This window comes from Cupriavidus sp. D39 (genome assembly GCF_026627925.1).
Taxonomy (GTDB): Bacteria; Pseudomonadota; Gammaproteobacteria; order Burkholderiales; family Burkholderiaceae; genus Cupriavidus; species Cupriavidus ulmosensis.
Genome location: NZ_JAPNLE010000009.1, coordinates 4,374,042 through 4,391,103 on the forward strand (window position 1 = coordinate 4,374,042; position 17,062 = coordinate 4,391,103).

The following is a 17,062-nucleotide window of genomic DNA, read 5'->3' on the forward strand; positions in this document are numbered from 1 at the left end:
AATAGTACACCTGCAGCCGGGTGCATCCGGGGCCCAATCCCGCAAAACGGCCCTTGCGATCAGGTAAAATGCCGATTTTCCCCGATTTTCGCTCTCCAGCCACCGCCATGACCTCTGTCCTGCGTCTTTCCGATCTCATCTCCCAAGGCAAAATTGCCGGCAAGCGGGTTTTTATCCGCGCCGACCTGAACGTGCCGCAGGATGACGCCGGCCAAATCACCGAAGACACCCGCATCCGCGCCTCGGTGCCTGCCATCGAGGCCTGCCTGCAGGCAGGCGCCGCCGTGATGGTGACGTCCCACCTGGGCCGCCCGACCGAAGGCGAGTTCAAGCCCGAGGATTCGCTGGCGCCCGTGGCCATGCGCCTGTCCGAGCTGCTCGGCAAGCCGGTCAAGCTCGTGCAGAACTGGGTCGACGGCAACGGCGACGTCAGCGCGGTCAAGCCCGGCGAAGTGGTGTTGCTGGAAAACTGCCGCGTCAACAAGGGCGAAAAGAAGAACAGCGACGAACTGGCGCAGAAGATGGCCAAGCTGTGCGACGTCTACGTAAACGATGCCTTCGGCACCGCGCACCGCGCCGAAGCCACCACCCACGGCATCGCCAAGTACGCCCCCATCGCCTGCGCCGGCCCGCTGCTGGCCGCCGAGATCGATGCGCTGGGCAAGGCCCTGGGCCAGCCGGCGCGTCCGCTGGTGGCGATCGTCGCCGGCTCCAAGGTGTCCACCAAGCTGACCATCCTCAAGACGCTGGCCGGCAAGGTCGACAACCTGATCGTCGGCGGCGGCATCGCCAATACCTTCATGCTGGCTGCCGGCCTGAAGATCGGCAAGTCGCTGGCCGAGGCTGACCTGGTGGCCGATGCGCGCACCATCATCGACCTCATGGCCGCGCGCGGCGCCTCGGTGCCCATCCCCGTGGACGTGGTGTGCGCCAAGGAATTCAGCGCCACCGCTGTTGCCACCGTCAAGGACGCGAAGGACGTGGCCGACGACGACATGATCCTCGACATCGGCCCCAAGACCGCGCAGATGCTGGGGGACCAGCTCAAGCTGGCCGGCACCATCGTGTGGAACGGCCCGGTTGGTGTGTTCGAGTTCGACCAGTTCAGCAATGGCACCAAGGTGCTGGCGCAGGCCATCGCCGAGTCCAAGGCGTTCTCGATCGCCGGTGGCGGCGACACGCTGGCGGCCATCGCCAAGTACGGCATCGCTGACCAGGTGGGCTACATCTCCACCGGTGGCGGCGCTTTCCTGGAATTCCTGGAGGGCAAGAAGCTGCCCGCGTTCGAGGTGCTGGAACAGCGCGCCGCGGGCTGAGGGTGGCAGGTTTGCGTGGGTTTGGCGCGGGCATGGCCGGCAAGCGTGGGCTGGCGGCGTTGCTGCTGGCTGCCTCGATGATGCTGGCCCTGGCCGCATGCGGCCGCCCGGGCGGCGGCGCGCCCGAGGGCGTCCCCAGGCTGCCGCGTCGGTGGCGGGAATGCCCGCCGGCGAGCTGGCGCGGGGTGGAGGCGGCGGCGAGCAGCAGGAGGCGGAGCGCCGCTACCTGGCGCTGAAGTACGCGCTGACGGTGGAGAACGCCGCCGACGCGCTGGAGACTGGCTGGAAGAGCGTGGTGCAACGCTGCCAGGCGCTCGGCTGCGAGTTGCTGGAGGCGGCCTTCACCCGTAGCCGCGACGGTGCGCTGCCGCACGGCGAGCTGCGCGCGCGCATCGCGCCGAAAGCCTTGCCGGATCTGCTCAAGGCGGCCGAGCAGGGCGGCACCGTGGTGTCCAACGCGGTGTCGAGCGAGGACAAGACCGACCAGGTGATCGATGCCGAAGCCCGCATCAAGAACACCACCGAGCTGCGCGACCGCCTGCGCGCCATGCTGCAGAACGCGCGCGGCCCGCTGCGCGACGTGATCGAGCTGGAGCGCGAGCTGGCGCGCGTGCAGGGTGAGCTGGACACGATCAACGGACTGCGCAAGATGCTGGCGGCGCAAACCGACCGCAATGAGGTCCGCATCGACTTCGTCGCGCGCGAGACGTTCGTCAGCCGGCGCAAGGTGTCGCCGCTGCGCGACGCCGTGAGCGATATCGCCGAGTTGTTCCTCGGCAGCCTGGCGATGCTGATCCGCGTGGCCGCCGGCGCGCTGCCGTGGCTGCTGGTTGGTGTGCCGCTGCTGTGGTTCGCGCTGGCCTGGCGCCGGCGCCGCGCGGCGCGCAGGAAGCAAGCCGTGCCGGCGCCGCCGGGCGGCGCTGGCCCTCGATAAGGAAAATCAGTTCATGACCCGTTCCACCAAGATCGTCGCTACCATCGGCCCCGCTTCCAGCACGCTGGAAATCCTGACGCGCATGATCGCGGCCGGGGTCGACGTGGTGCGCCTGAATTTCTCCCACGGCAAGGCCGAAGACCACATCGAGCGCGCCCGCCTGGTGCGCGAGGCGGCCAAGGCCTGCGGCCGCGAAGTCGCCATCATGGCCGACCTGCAAGGCCCCAAGATCCGCGTCGGCAAGTTCGAAAACGGCAAGATCACGCTGAAGGTGGGCGAGCCCTTTATCCTCGACGCCACCTGCACACTGGGCAACCAGGAACGCGCCGGCCTCGACTACGAGGACCTGCCGCGCGACGTCGGCCCGGGCGACCTGCTGCTGCTCAACGACGGCCTGATCGTGCTGGCGGTGGAGCGCGTGCTCGGCAACGAGATCTTCACCAAGGTGAAGATCGGCGGCGAGCTGTCCAACAACAAGGGCATCAACCGCCAGGGCGGCGGGCTGTCGGCGCCGGCGCTGACCGCCAAGGACATGGAAGACATCAAGACCGCCATGGCGTTGGGCGCGGACTATGTCGCGGTGAGCTTCCCCAAGAACGCCACCGATATGGAAATGGCCCGCCAGCTCGCCGCGGTGGCCGGCCAGCCGCACCAGCACAAGGCCCGCATGATCGCCAAGATCGAGCGCGCCGAGGCCATCCGTCCGGGCGTGCTCGAGGAAATCCTGCAAGCCTCCGACGGCATCATGGTGGCCCGCGGCGACCTCGCCGTGGAGGTGGGCAACGCGGCCGTGCCGGCGCTGCAAAAGCGTATGATCCGGCTGGCGCGCGAAGCCAACAAGCTGACCATCACCGCCACCCAGATGATGGAGAGCATGATCGTCAACCCGGTGCCCACGCGGGCCGAAGTGTCGGACGTGGCCAACGCCGTGCTGGATGGCACCGACGCCGTGATGCTGTCGGCCGAGACCGCCGCCGGCAGCTACCCGGTGGAGACGGTGGAAACCGTGGCCCTGGTGTGCGTGGAGGCCGAGAAATCCGAGGTGGTCCAGCTCGACACCGATTTCCTGAACCAGACCTTTGGCCGCATCGACCAGTCGATCGCCATGGGCGCGCTGTTCACCGCCTATCATTTGCAGGTGAAGGCCATTGCCGCGCTGACCGATTCCGGCGCCACCGCGCTGTGGATGAGCCGGCATCGCATCCATGTGCCGATCTACGCGATGACGCCCAACCTGGCCTCGCAGCGCAAGATGCAGCTATACCGCAATGTGGTGCCGCTGCCGCTGGAAGCCAGCGCCGACCGCGACACCGCGCTGGAACAGGCCGAAGAACTGCTGCTGTCGCAAGGCGTGGTGCAGCGCGGCGACTTTATCGTGCTGACCATTGGCGAGCCGATGGGCCAGCCAGGTGGCACCAATACGCTGAAGATTGTCCGGGTAGGTGCCTGATATGTGCCGCGCCGGACAGACAGCCGGCGCCTGGGCGCTCAGCATCACTCCCGGAATCATCGCGTAGAGACGGTGTGCTACGCGAGCAAAACGATTACATGATTAAACGAGATACCCCATTCTTTCTTTAGGAGTTTGACATGCCACTCGTATCGATGCGCCAGCTGCTCGACCACGCCGCCGAAAACGGCTACGCGCTGCCCGCCTTCAACGTGAACAACCTGGAACAGGTACAGGCCATCATGCAGGCCGCCGACGAAGTCAATGCGCCGGTGATCATGCAAGCCTCCGCAGGCGCGCGCAAGTATGCCGGCGAGCACTTCCTGCGCCACCTGATCGAAGCCGCGGTGGAAGCCTACCCGCATATCCCGGTGGTGATGCACCAGGATCACGGCCAGTCGCCGGCGATCTGCCAGGCCGCCATCGACCTGGGCTTCTCCTCGGTGATGATGGATGGCTCGCTGCGTGAAGACGGCAAGACTCCGTCCGACTACGAGTACAACATCGACGTGACCCGCAAGGTGGTGCAGCTGTCGCACGCCATCGGCGTGACCGTGGAAGGCGAACTCGGCTGCCTGGGCTCGCTCGAGACCGGCGAAGCCGGCGAAGAAGACGGCATCGGCGCCGAAGGCAAGCTGGACCACTCCATGCTGCTGACCGATCCCGAGCAGGCTGCCGACTTCGTCAAGGCCACCCAGCTGGACGCCCTGGCGATCGCCATCGGCACCTCGCACGGCGCCTACAAGTTCACCCGCAAGCCCACCGGCGACATCCTGGCGATCAACCGCATCAAGGAAATCCACGCCCGCATCCCCAACACCCACCTGGTGATGCATGGCTCGTCGTCGGTGCCGCAGGAACTGCTGGAAGAAATCCGCCAGTTCGGCGGCGACATGAAGGAAACCTACGGCGTGCCGGTCGAGGAAATCCAGGAAGCCATCAAGTACGGCGTGCGCAAGATCAATATCGATACCGATATCCGCCTTGCCATGACCGGCGCGATCCGCCGCTTCTTTGCCGAAAACCCGAGCAAGTTCGACCCGCGCGAATACCTGAAGCCGGCCCGCGAAGCCGCCAAGCTGGTTTGCAAGGCACGCTACGTCGCCTTCGGCTGCGAAGGCCAGGCCGCCAAGATCAAGCCGGTCTCGCTCGCCGCCGTCGCGCAGAAGTACAAGTCGGGCGAACTCGCCCAGGTCGTGCAGTAAGCAGGACCCGTGCCGTCCCCGCCCCGATCCCGTCAAAAGGAGAGGTGCGGGACGACGCTTTTCAGGCCCCGGCGCCGGAGCCTGAAAAGCGCTAACAAAATGAAGCGAAGCAGTTGTTCTGGCCCGACGCCAGAATCATTCTGTTAGTGCCTCCTATCGGAACCACCGAACCACCATGTCGAACGCTCTCTATCAGTCCTCCATCACTTCGCTGCCGCTGCTCGGCCACGGCAAGGTCCGCGACAACTACGCTGTCGGCGACGACAAGCTGCTGATCGTCACCACCGACCGCCTGTCGGCCTTCGACGTCATCCTGGGCGAGCCGATCCCGGCCAAGGGCCGCGTGCTCAACCAGATGGCCAACTTCTGGTTCAAGAAGCTGGCCCACATCGTGCCGAACCACGAAACCGGCATCGCCGCCGAGACCGTGGTGAGCCCGGCCGAGGTCGAGCAGGTGCAAGGCCGTGCCGTGGTGGTCAAGCGCCTCAAGCCGATCCTGGTGGAAGCCGTGGTGCGCGGCTACCTGGCAGGCAGCGGCTGGAAGGACTACCAGGCCACCGGCAGCGTGTGCGGCATCGAGCTGCCCGCCGGCCTGCAGAACGCGCAGAAGCTGCCCGAGCCGATCTTCACCCCGGCCGCCAAGGCCGAGATGGGCGAGCACGACGAGAACATCTCCTTTGCGGAAACCGAAGCCCGCGTCGGCGCCGAACTGGCGCGCCAGATGCGCGACATCTCGATCCGCCTGTACAAGGAAGCGGCCGACTACGCCGCCACCCGCGGCATCATCATCGCCGACACCAAGTTCGAGTTCGGCCTGGACGAGAACGGCACGCTGACGCTGATGGACGAAGTGCTGACCGCCGATTCCTCGCGCTTCTGGCCCGCGGATTCGTACCAGGTCGGCACCAACCCGCCGTCCTTCGACAAGCAGTTCGTGCGCGACTGGCTGGAAGCCGTGCGTATCGACGGCAAGCCCTGGCCCAAGACCGCACCGGCGCCGGCACTGCCCGCCGACGTGATCGGGAAGACCGCCGCCAAGTACCGCGAGGCGCTGACGCGCCTGACCGGCGAGGAACTGCAGTAATTGTTGGGGCGGCGCAGGTGCTGGCCGAAGCCGGCAGGCGCGCCAATGCCGTTCGGAATGACGACGGTGTTGACTCCCTCTCCCCTCAGGGGAGAGGGCCGGGGAGAGGGGTGGCTTAGCTAGGAGCCACTTCAAGCGAAGCCCGTGGTGTTTTCCAGCACGCAGGCGTAACCAGCGCCCGCCCTCTCCCCAACCCCTCTCCCGCGCGCGGGAGAGCGAAAAAACGCAAGGCGAAAGCTGACGCAATCAATATGCGCCAGACTGATTTTTAAGGATTTAACGTGAGCAATACAGCCAAGCCGCTGGTCGGCGTTGTGATGGGCAGCAGTTCCGACTGGGACGTGATGCAGAACGCGGTTGCCATGCTGAAGGATTTCGGCGTGGCCTTCGAGGCACGCGTGGTCTCCGCCCACCGCATGGCCGACGATATGTTCGAGTACGCCGCCACCGCGCGCGCGCGCGGCCTGCGCGCCATCATCGCCGGTGCCGGCGGCGCTGCGCACCTGCCCGGCATGATCGCCGCCAAGACCATCGTGCCGGTGTTCGGCGTGCCGGTGCCGTCGCGCTACCTGCGCGGCGAGGACTCGCTGCTGTCGATCGTGCAGATGCCCAAGGGCGTGCCGGTTGCCACCTTCGCCATTGGCGAAGCGGGTGCCGCCAATGCCGCGCTGCACGCCATCGCCACGCTGGCCACCACCGACGACGCGCTGGCCGCCGCGCTGGAAGCGTTCCGCGCCAAGCAGACCGAAGCCGCCCGCGCCATGACGCTGCCGGTGTAAGGCGCACGCACACCGACTAGCCCTAAGCCCCGAATCCGGAAAGACGCGCCATGCCCACCGATATCCATCCCCACCTGGTCGAAGCCCACACGCCGGAGTCGCGTGCCGAGTTCGGCATCGACAATCCCAGCGCGCCGGTGCTGCCCGGCGCCTGGCTAGGCATGCTGGGCGGCGGCCAGCTTGGCCGCATGTTCACCCATGCCGCGCAGTCGATGGGCTACAAGGTTTGCGTGCTCGATCCGGACCAGGACAGCCCGGCCGGCACGATCGCCGAGAAGCACATCTGCGCGGCCTATACGGATGAAGCTGCGCTGGCCGAGATGGCCAAGCTATGCCCGGCGGTGACCACCGAGTTCGAGAACGTGCCCTCGCTCTCGCTCGACCGGCTCGAGCAGCTCGGCGCCTTCGTCGCGCCGCGCGGCTATTGCGTGTCGATCGCGCAGAACCGCATTGGCGAGAAGAAGTTCTTCGCCTCCTGCGCCGAGCGCACCGGCGTGCCCACCGCGCCGCACTGGGTGATCCAGCACGACGCCGACGTCGACCAGTTGCCCGAGCACCTGCTGCCCGGCATCCTCAAGACCGCGCGCATGGGTTATGACGGCAAGGGGCAGGCCCGCGTCAAGACCCGCGAAGACGTGCGCGCCGCCTGGCGCGCGATGCAGCACGTGCCGTGCGTGCTGGAGCAGATGCTGCCGCTGGCCTACGAGGTCTCGGTGCTGGCCGCGCGCGCCGCGGACGGCACCACCGCCACTTGGCCGCTCGCCGAGAACGTGCACCGCGACGGGATCCTGTTCTCCACGGTGATGCCGTCCGCCAGCGTCTCCGACGAGATCGCCGCGCGCGCGCGCGCCGCCGCCGCCACCATCACCACCGAGATGGGCTATGTGGGCGTGCTGTGCATCGAGTTCTTCGTGCTGACCGACGGCTCGCTGGTCGCCAACGAAATGGCGCCGCGCCCGCACAACTCCGGCCACATCACCATGGACGCCTGCGAGACCAGCCAGTTCGAGCAGCAGGTGCGCGCCATGGCTCGCCTGCCGCTGGGCAGCACGCGCCAGCATTCGGCCGGCAAGATGCTCAACCTGCTGGGCGATGTGTGGTTCGAGTTCGGCCTGGAGCGCACGCCGGCCTGGGACGAAGTCGTGGCGCAAGCGGGCGCCAAGCTGCACCTGTATGGCAAGAGCGATGCCCGCCCCTCGCGCAAGATGGGCCACGTGAATTGCGTGGGCGGCGAGGCAGCTGACGCCGAGCGCGCCTTCGACGCGGCCCTGACAGCGCTGCATATTGCGCCCTGATAGCTTCGTAGCTTCGTAGTAACGCCACCCAAGAGATTCCCGATGTCGCGCATGCCCACGTCCGCCGAACTTGACCAAGCGGTCCAACTGCTGGAGGCCGGCGAACTGGTCGCCTTCCCGACCGAGACGGTCTACGGCCTCGGCGCCGACGCGGAGAACCCCGAGGCCGTCGCCCGCATCTACGCGGCCAAGGGCCGCCCGTCCAATCACCCGATCATCGTCCACGTGGTGGACGGCGGCGATATCAGCTACTGGGTGGACGACGTGCCGCCGGCCGCGCAAGCGCTGATCGACGCCTTCTGGCCCGGCCCGCTCACGCTGATCCTCAAGCGCGCCGCGCATATCCCGGCGGCGGTTGCCGGTGGCCAGGACAGCATTGGCCTGCGTTGTCCCTCGCATCCGGTCGCGCAGGCGCTACTTAGCCGCTTCAAGCGTGGCCGTGGCGGCATTGCCGCGCCGTCCGCGAACAAGTTTGGCCAGGTCAGCCCGACCACGGCGCAGCATGTGCGCGATGAGTTTGGCGACGCTGTCTTCGTGCTTGAAGGCGATGGCGTTGAGGTTGGCATCGAATCGACCATTGTCGACCTGTCGCGGCTGGAGCAGGGCATTGGACCGGTATTGCTGCGCCCCGGCGCGATCACGCCGGCCATGATGGCGCAGGTGCTGGGCGTCACGCCGCTGCCGCCGGATGCCGCGGCGCCGCGCGCGTCAGGTACGCTGAAGGCGCACTATGCGCCGCATACGCCGTTGGGTTTGTGTTCTGCTGCGGATCTGCCTGCGCAACTGGTCGATTTGCCCGCCGACGCGCGAGTGGCGTGGGTTGGTGTTCAGGCGGCTGCTGATCCGCGGTGCGTTTGGGTGCAGGCGCCTGCCGATGCCGAGGGTTATGCGCGTGCGCTTTATAGCTTGTTGCGCAGGCTGGATGGGGATGGGTTTGCGCGGCTGGTGTTTGAGGCCTTGCCGGCTGGGCATGAGTGGGATGGGGTTCGAGATCGGTTGCAGCGGGCTGCTGCTGCGTTTGGGGGGTAAGGGGGCGGGGTCGGCTGCAACTGCAAAATCAGCTTCAACGGCTTAACTTCAAGGTCAAAGGCAACTGCAGTTTCACCGCCCCTGCGGGGCGGCGACCTACTTTTTTGTCTTGCCAAAAAGTAGGCAAAAAAGGCGCGCCGGATGGGGCGACACCCCTCGGGATTCGGCGAAAAGAGCGGCCGGGACCCAAACTCGCATCGCCTTAAGGCGATACTCAGACATGGGTCCCTCTTTTCCGCTCTTTTCGCCGAATCCCGAGGCGCCCCATACGGCCTTGGCACACCTCCACGGCTCGCTTCGCATCGCGCGTGGGTGTTTCCCGCCTGGGGGCGGGAAACACGGCTACACCGAATTGTTGTCTGGCGATGTCGTTTCTGCTCCCGCTGGTTTGCTCCCCTCTCCCGCTTGCGGGAGAGGGGCCGGGGAGAGGGCGGGCGCTCGCAAGGGCGTGATCTCACCGTTCTTCCGTACCGGCTGCCAGTATCACGCCACTCAGGGTGCGCCCTGATACACCCATTGCAGCAGGGCGTCGTGGGCTTCGCGGGCTTGTGCTGCGTTGGCGTGGTTGATGTAGCTGACCACCACATACCGATCGCCGTTCAGGGCATCGACATAGCCGGCGAGTGCCCGGACATCGTTCAACGTTCCTGTCTTCATGTAGGCATTGCCGGCCGCGCCGGCGCGCGTCAGGCGGTTGCGCAGCGTGCCATCGACGCCGAGGATCGGCAGCGAATCCATCAGCACCGGCCCGACTTCGCTGGCCAGCGCTTGCTGCAGCAGCCGCGACATATCGTAGGCACTGATCCGTTCTTCACGCGATAGCCCGGAGCCGTTGTCCAGCACCAGGCCGGGCATGTCCAGCCCCTGGCGCGCCAGCCAGCGCTGCACCACCTTGGCCGAGCGTGTCGTGCTGGCCGGGCCGCCGCGATCCATCTCCGCGCCGATGGTCAGGTAAAGCTGGCGAGCCATCACATTGTTCGAGAACTTGTTGATGTCGCGCACGATTTCCGACAGGGGCTGGCCGTAGTGGCGTGCCAGCAGGAAGGCGTTGCGCGGGGCGCGGCCCATGCGCAGGGCTGGCTGGTGGGTGAAGCGGCCGCCGGCCAGTTGCCACTCGGCGACGAAGCCGCCCCAGGCGAACTCGTTGTGTGAGAGCGTGGCGATATTGACCACGTGTTCGCCGCAGTCGGCGGCGTAGCTGCCGTCGAAGGAGGCCAGCACGGTGCCGTCGGGTTGCGGCGTGACGGCGGGGCGGGCGCGTGCCGACCAGTTGCCGCATTTGCCGTTGGACAGCGCGAGGCGGTTGTCGAGCTTGAGCTGCGCCAGCGCGGGCGTGACCGATACCGCGACCGACTGGTTGACCGGGTCGGGCGTGATGGTAAACGACAGCGTCTTGAAGGCGTAGAGCAGCGCGTCGGGGCTGACGTTGTAGGCGCGCTGGGTTTCGCCGTCGATGGTGGCGCCGTTGTCGAGGGTGGAATCGAAGTAGCTGCGGTCCAGCACCAGGTCGCCGTTGATGGTGGTGGCGCCCGCGGTGCGGGCGGCGTTGACCAGCTTGGCCATTTCTTCGGGCACCAGCTTGGGGTCGCCATAGCCACGCAGATAGACATTGCCGTTGACGGTGCCGTCGGCACCCGGCTGGTTGTCGGCGTAGAGCGCGGTCTGCCAGCGGTAGCCGGGGCCAAGCAGCTGGAGCCCGGCGAAGGTGGTGACCAGCTTCATGGTGGAAGCCGGGTTCATCGGCGTCTGCGCGTTCCAGCTTGCGCGCGGCGCCGGCGCGCCGACCTTGATCACGTAGAAGCTGGTGGCCGAGGCGGGCACATGCGCGCGCTTGAGCGCGGCCGCCACGCTGCCCGGCAGGCCCGAGTGCGGCTCGGCGGGCTGGGCAGCGGCGTGGGCGGCCTTGGTCTTGTGAACGGTGGTCTTAGCGGTGGCGGCGCTCAGGCCGCTGATGCACAACAGCCCGGCGACGCAAAGCGGCAGCAGGCGGCGAAGAATTGGGGAAGGGCGTTTCGGCATGGTGCCCATGTTAACGCATGGGCCTGGGCGCGGATGACGCCGCCTTTCGATTTCCGCAGGATTTCCCCAGAATTTCCGTCTAGTCTTGCGCGGCGTTCGTCGGCTCTGCCATCTGGGCCGCACCCACTGGCTGAGGTGGCGCGAGCTTGCCGAGCAGCGCGCGCAGCGTGTCTTGCTCCTGCGCCGACAATGCACCCGCAACGCGCGCGTCATGCGCGCACACCGCGGCGGTGGCGGCTTCCAGCGTGCGCCGTCCCGCTGGGGTCAGCACCAGGCTGTAGGCGCGGCGGTCGTGCGGCGCCGGGCGGCGCGCAACCAGCTTCATGTCTTCCAGCGCGTCGACCAGCAGCACCGCACCCGAGCGCGCAATGCCCAGGATGCTGGCCAGCTCGGTCAGCTTGAGCAGCGGATTGCGCGAGACGATCACGAGCGCGGAGAAGCGCGGCGGCGTGATGTTCCACTGCGCTAGCGATTGCACGAAGTCTTCGTAGATGCGGATCTGCGCGCGGCGGATGGCGTAGCCGACCAGGCTGTCGAGCACACCATAGTCGACGTCGGCGATATGCGGATCGAACCCGCCGGGTGCATCGGCTGCCTGGCTCGCGCCGGCGGGATCGGGGGCGAGGGCATCGCGGCCGCGGCGCGCTCGCGCCTTTGCTGTGGTCATGAGGCCTTGGCGTCAGTCGATGAGTGTGGGTGGTAGCGGTAAGGGGGATGGGCCGGCGGAAAAACCGGGTCGCCTACATGACGCGAAAATACCGCATTTCCACCCGGTCCGGATAGCGGGCGCCGGTGGCGACAAACAGGTGCTGCATGAGCCAGTCGTAGCCGGGCGCCGACGTCTCGAAGCGGGGCGCGGTGCGGAAATAGATCAGGCGCGGGTCGACGATCTCGCCGCCGGCCAGGCGCGCGATCAGCTCGGCCGGCCCGCTGCGCACGCCGGCGTTGACGATGTAGATGCGCTCGCCGTCGCCGGTCTCCAGCACGTAGCGAGCCTCGATGTCGGCCACGACGATGCCGTTGCCGGCGTCGTGGCGCACCAGCTGAAAATCCGCCCCGCCGGGCAGGATGCGCCCTTGCAGGCGCGGCCCGGAAACTACGCCGTCGAGGATGGGGATGACCCGCCGGTTGCCCAGCGCGCTCGTGCCCACCTCGGTGGCCGGCGCCAGCCGGAAGCTGAAGTCCGCCACATGCTCCAGCGTGGGCGTGGGCAGGGCGGCGATGGCGAGGGGCGCGGCGGGCGAGGTCATTTCAGCAGCTTCCAGTTGCCGTTGTCGATGGTCAGCATCACGCGGCCGCGTGTGTCGAAGCCGAAGTGATCCTGCGCGGTGTAGTTCAGCACGCCGTGCGACACCACGATATCGCGTTCGCTCTCCAGCGCGGTCTTGAGGGCTTTGCGGAATGCCGGCGTGCCCGGCTTGGCCTGCTTGAGCGCCACCGGCACGATGCGCTGCAGCACCAGGCCCGCATCGTAGGGGTGGGCGCCGAACTGGGTGCGGCTGTCGGGCCCGTACAGTTTCTCGTAGCGGCCCACATAGTCCAGTCCCGGCTTCTTGGTGGCGGCGCTGTCGGGCAGCTGCTCGGCCACGATCACCGGCCCGGCCGGCAGGATGGAGCCGTTGACGGCCTTGCCACCGATGCGGATCAGGTCCTTGGTGGCCGCGCCGTGCGTGTGGTAGACCGGGCCCGCGAACCCGCGCTCGCGCAGCGTGGTGTGGGGCAGGGCCGCGCCGGTGCCGGCGCCGGCGATCAGCACCGCGTCGGGGCGGGCGGCGATCAGCTTGAGCGTTTGCGCGGTCACGCTGGTGTCCGAGCGCGCATAGCGTTCGGTGGCCACCAGGCGCATGCCGCGCGCGGTGGCGGCGGTGGTGAATTCCTTGAGCCAGGTTTCGCCGTAGGCGTCGGCAAAGCCGATGAAGGCGATGGTCTTGACGCCTCTCGCGTGCGCCGCATCCGCCACGGCTTCGGCCATCAGCTTGACCGGCTGTGCCAGGCGATAGGTCCATTCGCCGCGCCCGGGCTTGAGCTCGATCGGCGAGAAGGCCAGCTGCACGGTCTGGCTCTCGTCGGCCACTTCGGCAATCGCGATCGATGGCGCCACCGCCGACGAGCCGAGGATGATGTCGACCTTGTCTTCGCTGACGAAGCGGCGCGCCACCTTGGTGGCCTGGGTGGGATCGGAGCCGTCGTCCAGCACGATGTAGCGGACCTTTTCGCCGCCGATGGTCTCCGGCAGGAAGGGCATGCTGTTTTTCTGCGGGATGCCGAGCGAGGCCGAGGGACCGGTCGACGCGATGCTGACGCCGACCGTCACTTCGGCAAACACGGGTGCGGCGCCAAGCGCGCAGGCAAGGCCGGCGGTGACGGCGAGCGCAAGGCGGGTGGCGGGCGTGGCAAGGCGGGTAAGGCTGGGGCGCGGCACGATGTCTCCTTATCTTCGAATGACGCCGGCTTCTCAGGGCCGGTCGGGGGGCATGACGCGACGGACTGGCGCAATCACAGGCGCGCGGCCCGCTTAGCGCGGCGGCACCTGCAGCGATTGCCGGTCGAAGCCGGCGAGCTGCTTGTAGCGCAGCGCAATCGCTTCGAGCTCGGTGCGCGGGATCACGCTTTCGATATCGCTGAAGCCTTGCGGCGCGCGCTGCTCGGCCAGCTGCATGACCTGCTCGGGCCCGTTCATGCGGTTGCGCAGCACGATGGCCGCGGTGCGCGGCAGTCGCTCCGCCTCGTACTCGCGCAGCGCGTAGCCGGCGCCGCAGACGTCGCGCGGCGCGCCGTTGGCCAAGAGGCTGTCCATCAGGTAGCGCGCATCGAGGATGGCCTGCGCGCTGCCGTTGGAGCCGATCGGGTACATCGGGTGGGCGGCGTCTCCCAGCAGCGTCACGCGGTCGAAGGTCCAGCGCGGCAGCGTGTCCTTGTCGACCATGGGGAATTCGTAGATGGCCTGCGCGCCGTCGATCAGCGCGGGGATGTCGATCCAGTCCCAGCGCCAGCCGGCGAAGGCTTCGCGGAACACGGACTTGTCGACCTCTTTGTTCCAGTCGCTGCGCGGCGGGGTATCCGGCACGCTGTCGGGCACGCGCAGCTCGGCGATCCAGTTGACCAGCGAGCGCCCCTTGCGGCGCAGCGGCTCGGAGATCGGGTAGGCCACGAACTTCTGGTCCTGGTGGCCCGCCATGAACATCGAGCTGCCGTCCAGGTACGGCGGCGCCTCGGTGACGGCGCGCCACAGCGTGCGGCGCGAGAAGCGCGGCGCGTCGCCCTGCGGATAGAAGTGGCGGCGCACGGCGGAGTGGATGCCGTCGGCGCCCACCAGCACATCGGCCCGCGCCGTGACTTGCGCGTTGTCGCTGCGCCGGCGCAGCGTGAACTCCACGGGGTCTGCGGCGCGCGCGCCGGTGCTCGCGACCGCCTCAAACGTGTGGCCGGCATGCACGCTGTCGGCCCCCAGGCGTTCCACCACGGTGCGGTAGAGCAGCATCTGGAATTCGCCGCGATGGATGGAGAACTGCGGCTGGCCGTAGCCCGCCGCGCGCCCGCGCGGCTCGTGCCAGATGCGCTGGCCAAGCTTGTTGTAGTAGGAGAGGAGGAGGTCTGCACCGCCAGCTCGGCCAGCGCATCGTGCAACCCGAGCTCGGACAGCTCGCGCACGGCGTGCGGCAGCAGGTTGATGCCAACGCCGAGCGGGCGCAGCGTCTCGCTGGCTTCCCAGACCTCGACCTCGATGCCGTGCCGGTGGCAAAGCAGTGCCAGCGTCAGGCCACCGATGCCGCCACCGGCAATCGCGATCTTCATGGTGTTGTCTCCACGGCTTGTCATGGATTGCCCGTGCCGCGCGTGCTCCATGCGGAGCGGGCGGCCGGCAGCAATATTGTTATGTAGTATAACTAAATGCGCGGAGGCTTCAAGATGGCCGGTGTGCGGGGAAACCCGCAAGTAAGCGGCGCATACACGTCCTGGGCACGGGATTTGTGGGAATCCGCTGACACGATGTTCGGCCATGCCCCCGTCACGCAAAGCGGCCCCGAGCCCCATACTGAACGCACCTGCCGCAGATGTGGACCTTGCGGTAATACGCGATAACGATGCCTGGTTGCATTGCCAGGCCCAAAGCAAATGCCGCATATCCCACAAGGAGCCTCATCATGCGTACCGTAACCCTGTCTATCCTGCTTGCCACCCTGCTGAGCGTGGCGGGTTGTGCCGACATGACGCCCAAGCAGCGCAATACCGCCATCGGCGCGGGTGTCGGCGGCGTGGCTGGCGCAGCACTGGTCGGCGGCCCGGCGGCTACCATCGGTGGCGCAGCGCTGGGCGGCGTGGTCGGTAACGTGGCCACGCCCGACCGCAGGTAAGGATCAACGCCGCCACGCGTAGCCATTACGAAGCGGCTCGCCAAAAAGCAAAAAGCGGATGCCGTCGGCATCCGCTTTTGCTTTTCTTATCGCCGGGTCAGCAGGCTGACTTCGCGATCGCCTCCGTGGCCTGCCCGCTTTTCCCCACAGTGTTGGCCACCGGGAACACGGCGTCGTAGGCCCAGTTGTAGACGAACGCATAGACCACGTAGAAGGCCGCCAAGGCGATGTCCATGATGAACGCATCGATGAGGCTCATGTCGAGGTACCACGCCACCATCGGCAGGAACACGACCAGCAGGCCCAGTTCGAACAGGATGGCGTGGAGCACCCGCACGGGCACCGGCTTACGCAGCTGCCCGGTGAACCGAAGCATGGCCTTGTCGAACAGCACGTTGTAGATGTAGTTCCAGGCGGCGGCGATCACCGATGCCACCACGGCGAGGATGCCGATCTGGTGCAGGGCGAAGCCAAACACCCAGCTGCCGACCGGAGCGACAATTAGCAAGCCGATCACTTCAAAGCCGATGGTGTGACGAATTCTGTCCTTGGTGCTGCGCATGATCCTTCCTGTCTGGCGTGAATGAGGCCATTCTATCGAGTATTCTGGGATGGTAAAGTTAGGTTCTATCGCTAAAACCGATGAATGGGCTAGCGGCCCGTCTCAAGGAATCGACATGAGCCTCTCGCTAGAGCAACTGCAGGCCTTTGCCGCCGCCGCCGAGTGCGGCTCTTTCTCCGCTGCCGCGCGCCGCCTGGGCAAGGCCCAGTCGGTCGTCAGCGCGGCCGTGTCCAATCTCGAGATCGACCTGGGCAACCAGTTGTTCGACCGCGGCGGGCGCTATCCCACCCTGACCCCCGCGGGCGAACGCCTGTTGGCAGAAGCGCGCGTGATCCTGGAGCGCTGCGAGCATTTCCGCGGCGTGGCCAAGAGCCTGGGCGAGGGCGTGGAGAGCCGCCTGGTGCTGGCGGTGGACGAGCTGTATCCGGAGGAAACCCTGGGCGTGATGCTGGAGGAATTCTCCGCGCGCTTCCCGGCCGTGGAGCTGGAGCTGCTGTTCCCCTTGATGGAAGACGTAAGCCGGCTGGTGCTGGAGCGCTGCGCGGACTTGGGACTCATGTGGCGCCAGGAAGTGCTGCCGCCGGAGCTGGGTTTCCGCGCGCTGGGCTGGGTGCCGATGCGGATCATCTGCGCCCCCGACCATCCGCTTGCGGACCAGCGCGTGGGCTGGGAAGAGCTCAAGCGCTACCGCCAACTGATGGTGGCGACCCGCACCGACAGCGAGGAAAAAATGCGCCTGCGCGTGGCCGCCGAAGTCTGGTGGGTGGAGAGCCAGTGGGTCATCGTCGAGCTGGTCAAGCGCCGGCTGGGATGGGCCTTCGTGCCCTGGCACGTGGCGGCCAACTCGCCGGCGGGCACGCAACTGGTGTCGCCCGCGCTGGAGTTCGACGACCAGGACTGGCCGGTGGCCATGGAGCTGGTGTGGCACAAGCAGCGGCCGCTCGGCAAGGCCGCCACCTGGCTCAAGGAGCGGGTGAGCAAGCAGCCGCTGCCGCGTCCGGAGGTGCCTGCCCGGCCGTAGCCGATATCGGCAG

Annotated in this window: 15 protein-coding genes and 1 pseudogene; 10 read left to right on the top strand and 6 right to left on the bottom strand. The window is 67.2% G+C overall.

Annotated features, from left to right (window positions below; all coding sequences use genetic code 11):
• The first annotated feature begins 107 nt into the window (after positions 1 to 107).
• The 8 genes from OMK73_RS32455 to OMK73_RS32490 all read left to right on the top strand — a co-directional run bounded on the left by OMK73_RS32455 (position 108) and on the right by OMK73_RS32490 (position 9,092).
• Positions 108 to 1,316 carry a phosphoglycerate kinase gene (locus OMK73_RS32455; protein ID WP_267605610.1) on the top strand — a complete coding sequence of 403 codons (1,209 nt, stop codon included), beginning with the start codon at positions 108 to 110 and terminating at the stop codon, positions 1,314 to 1,316.
• Between the two features lie 160 nt (positions 1,317 to 1,476).
• The gene (locus OMK73_RS32460) at positions 1,477 to 2,250 is read left to right on the top strand and encodes a DUF4349 domain-containing protein (RefSeq protein WP_267605611.1); all 774 of its coding nucleotides are present in this window, start codon (positions 1,477 to 1,479) and stop codon (positions 2,248 to 2,250) included.
• 13 nt (positions 2,251 to 2,263) lie between these two features.
• Complete coding sequence (gene pyk, locus OMK73_RS32465) at positions 2,264 to 3,700, top strand: pyruvate kinase (RefSeq protein ID WP_267605612.1); 1,437 nt, start codon at positions 2,264 to 2,266, stop codon at positions 3,698 to 3,700.
• Positions 3,701 to 3,840: 140 nt separating this feature from the next.
• Positions 3,841 to 4,905 carry a class II fructose-bisphosphate aldolase gene (gene fba / locus OMK73_RS32470; protein WP_267605613.1) on the top strand — a complete coding sequence of 355 codons (1,065 nt, stop codon included), beginning with the start codon at positions 3,841 to 3,843 and terminating at the stop codon, positions 4,903 to 4,905.
• Between the two features lie 175 nt (positions 4,906 to 5,080).
• Positions 5,081 to 5,989, top strand: coding sequence for a phosphoribosylaminoimidazolesuccinocarboxamide synthase (locus OMK73_RS32475; RefSeq protein WP_267605614.1), 909 nt, complete (start codon positions 5,081 to 5,083; stop codon positions 5,987 to 5,989).
• A gap of 281 nt (positions 5,990 to 6,270) precedes the next feature.
• The gene (gene purE, locus OMK73_RS32480; RefSeq protein WP_267605615.1) at positions 6,271 to 6,768 is read left to right on the top strand and encodes a 5-(carboxyamino)imidazole ribonucleotide mutase; all 498 of its coding nucleotides are present in this window, start codon (positions 6,271 to 6,273) and stop codon (positions 6,766 to 6,768) included.
• A gap of 50 nt (positions 6,769 to 6,818) precedes the next feature.
• A complete protein-coding gene (locus OMK73_RS32485) occupies positions 6,819 to 8,063 on the top strand; it encodes a 5-(carboxyamino)imidazole ribonucleotide synthase (protein WP_267605616.1) in 1,245 nt (414 codons plus the stop codon).
• 42 nt (positions 8,064 to 8,105) lie between these two features.
• Entirely contained in the window at positions 8,106 to 9,092 is a 987-nt protein-coding gene (locus OMK73_RS32490) for an L-threonylcarbamoyladenylate synthase (RefSeq protein WP_267605617.1), read from the top strand.
• A 492-nt stretch (positions 9,093 to 9,584) separates the two neighbouring features.
• Here the strand turns inward: OMK73_RS32490 and dacB are convergent, their stop codons facing one another.
• The 5 genes and pseudogenes from dacB to OMK73_RS32515 all read right to left on the bottom strand — a co-directional run bounded on the left by dacB (position 9,585) and on the right by OMK73_RS32515 (position 14,906).
• Positions 9,585 to 11,120, bottom strand: a complete 1,536-nt coding sequence (dacB, locus tag OMK73_RS32495; protein ID WP_267605618.1) for a D-alanyl-D-alanine carboxypeptidase/D-alanyl-D-alanine-endopeptidase — start codon at positions 11,118 to 11,120, stop codon at positions 9,585 to 9,587.
• 70 nt (positions 11,121 to 11,190) lie between these two features.
• Positions 11,191 to 11,778, bottom strand: a complete 588-nt coding sequence (locus OMK73_RS32500; protein WP_267605619.1) for a MarR family winged helix-turn-helix transcriptional regulator — start codon at positions 11,776 to 11,778, stop codon at positions 11,191 to 11,193.
• Between the two features lie 73 nt (positions 11,779 to 11,851).
• Entirely contained in the window at positions 11,852 to 12,361 is a 510-nt protein-coding gene (locus OMK73_RS32505) for a DUF3237 domain-containing protein (protein WP_267605620.1), read from the bottom strand.
• The gene (locus tag OMK73_RS32510) at positions 12,358 to 13,533 is read right to left on the bottom strand and encodes an ABC transporter substrate-binding protein (protein ID WP_267605621.1); all 1,176 of its coding nucleotides are present in this window, start codon (positions 13,531 to 13,533) and stop codon (positions 12,358 to 12,360) included. Before OMK73_RS32510 ends, OMK73_RS32505 begins: the two co-directional genes overlap by 4 nt.
• Before the next feature lie 93 nt (positions 13,534 to 13,626).
• Positions 13,627 to 14,906: pseudogene (locus OMK73_RS32515) on the bottom strand (flavin-dependent oxidoreductase).
• Between the two features lie 350 nt (positions 14,907 to 15,256).
• On the opposite strand from OMK73_RS32515, the gene OMK73_RS32520 reads away from it, so the two are divergent.
• Complete coding sequence (locus OMK73_RS32520) at positions 15,257 to 15,466, top strand: hypothetical protein (RefSeq protein ID WP_267605622.1); 210 nt, start codon at positions 15,257 to 15,259, stop codon at positions 15,464 to 15,466.
• A 97-nt stretch (positions 15,467 to 15,563) separates the two neighbouring features.
• On the opposite strand, the gene OMK73_RS32525 is transcribed toward OMK73_RS32520, so the two are convergent.
• A complete protein-coding gene (locus OMK73_RS32525; protein WP_267605623.1) occupies positions 15,564 to 16,028 on the bottom strand; it encodes a PACE efflux transporter in 465 nt (154 codons plus the stop codon).
• Positions 16,029 to 16,143: 115 nt separating this feature from the next.
• Between OMK73_RS32525 and OMK73_RS32530 the strand changes: the two genes are divergently transcribed.
• On the top strand, positions 16,144 to 17,049 hold the full coding sequence (locus OMK73_RS32530) for a LysR family transcriptional regulator (protein ID WP_267605624.1): 906 nt from the start codon (positions 16,144 to 16,146) through the stop codon (positions 17,047 to 17,049).
• The last annotated feature ends 13 nt before the right edge of the window (positions 17,050 to 17,062 follow it).

Coding starts and splice junctions, on each gene's coding strand:
- OMK73_RS32455 (WP_267605610.1), top strand. CDS start 108: ATGACCTCTGTCCTGCGTCTTTCCGATCTCATCTCCCAAGGCAAAATT.
- OMK73_RS32460 (WP_267605611.1), top strand. CDS start 1,477: ATGCCCGCCGGCGAGCTGGCGCGGGGTGGAGGCGGCGGCGAGCAGCAG.
- pyk (WP_267605612.1), top strand. CDS start 2,264: ATGACCCGTTCCACCAAGATCGTCGCTACCATCGGCCCCGCTTCCAGC.
- fba (WP_267605613.1), top strand. CDS start 3,841: ATGCCACTCGTATCGATGCGCCAGCTGCTCGACCACGCCGCCGAAAAC.
- OMK73_RS32475 (WP_267605614.1), top strand. CDS start 5,081: ATGTCGAACGCTCTCTATCAGTCCTCCATCACTTCGCTGCCGCTGCTC.
- OMK73_RS32485 (WP_267605616.1), top strand. CDS start 6,819: ATGCCCACCGATATCCATCCCCACCTGGTCGAAGCCCACACGCCGGAG.
- OMK73_RS32490 (WP_267605617.1), top strand. CDS start 8,106: ATGTCGCGCATGCCCACGTCCGCCGAACTTGACCAAGCGGTCCAACTG.
- dacB (WP_267605618.1), bottom strand. CDS start 11,120: ATGGGCACCATGCCGAAACGCCCTTCCCCAATTCTTCGCCGCCTGCTG.
- OMK73_RS32500 (WP_267605619.1), bottom strand. CDS start 11,778: ATGACCACAGCAAAGGCGCGAGCGCGCCGCGGCCGCGATGCCCTCGCC.
- OMK73_RS32505 (WP_267605620.1), bottom strand. CDS start 12,361: ATGACCTCGCCCGCCGCGCCCCTCGCCATCGCCGCCCTGCCCACGCCC.
- OMK73_RS32520 (WP_267605622.1), top strand. CDS start 15,257: ATGCGTACCGTAACCCTGTCTATCCTGCTTGCCACCCTGCTGAGCGTG.
- OMK73_RS32525 (WP_267605623.1), bottom strand. CDS start 16,028: ATGCGCAGCACCAAGGACAGAATTCGTCACACCATCGGCTTTGAAGTG.
- OMK73_RS32530 (WP_267605624.1), top strand. CDS start 16,144: ATGAGCCTCTCGCTAGAGCAACTGCAGGCCTTTGCCGCCGCCGCCGAG.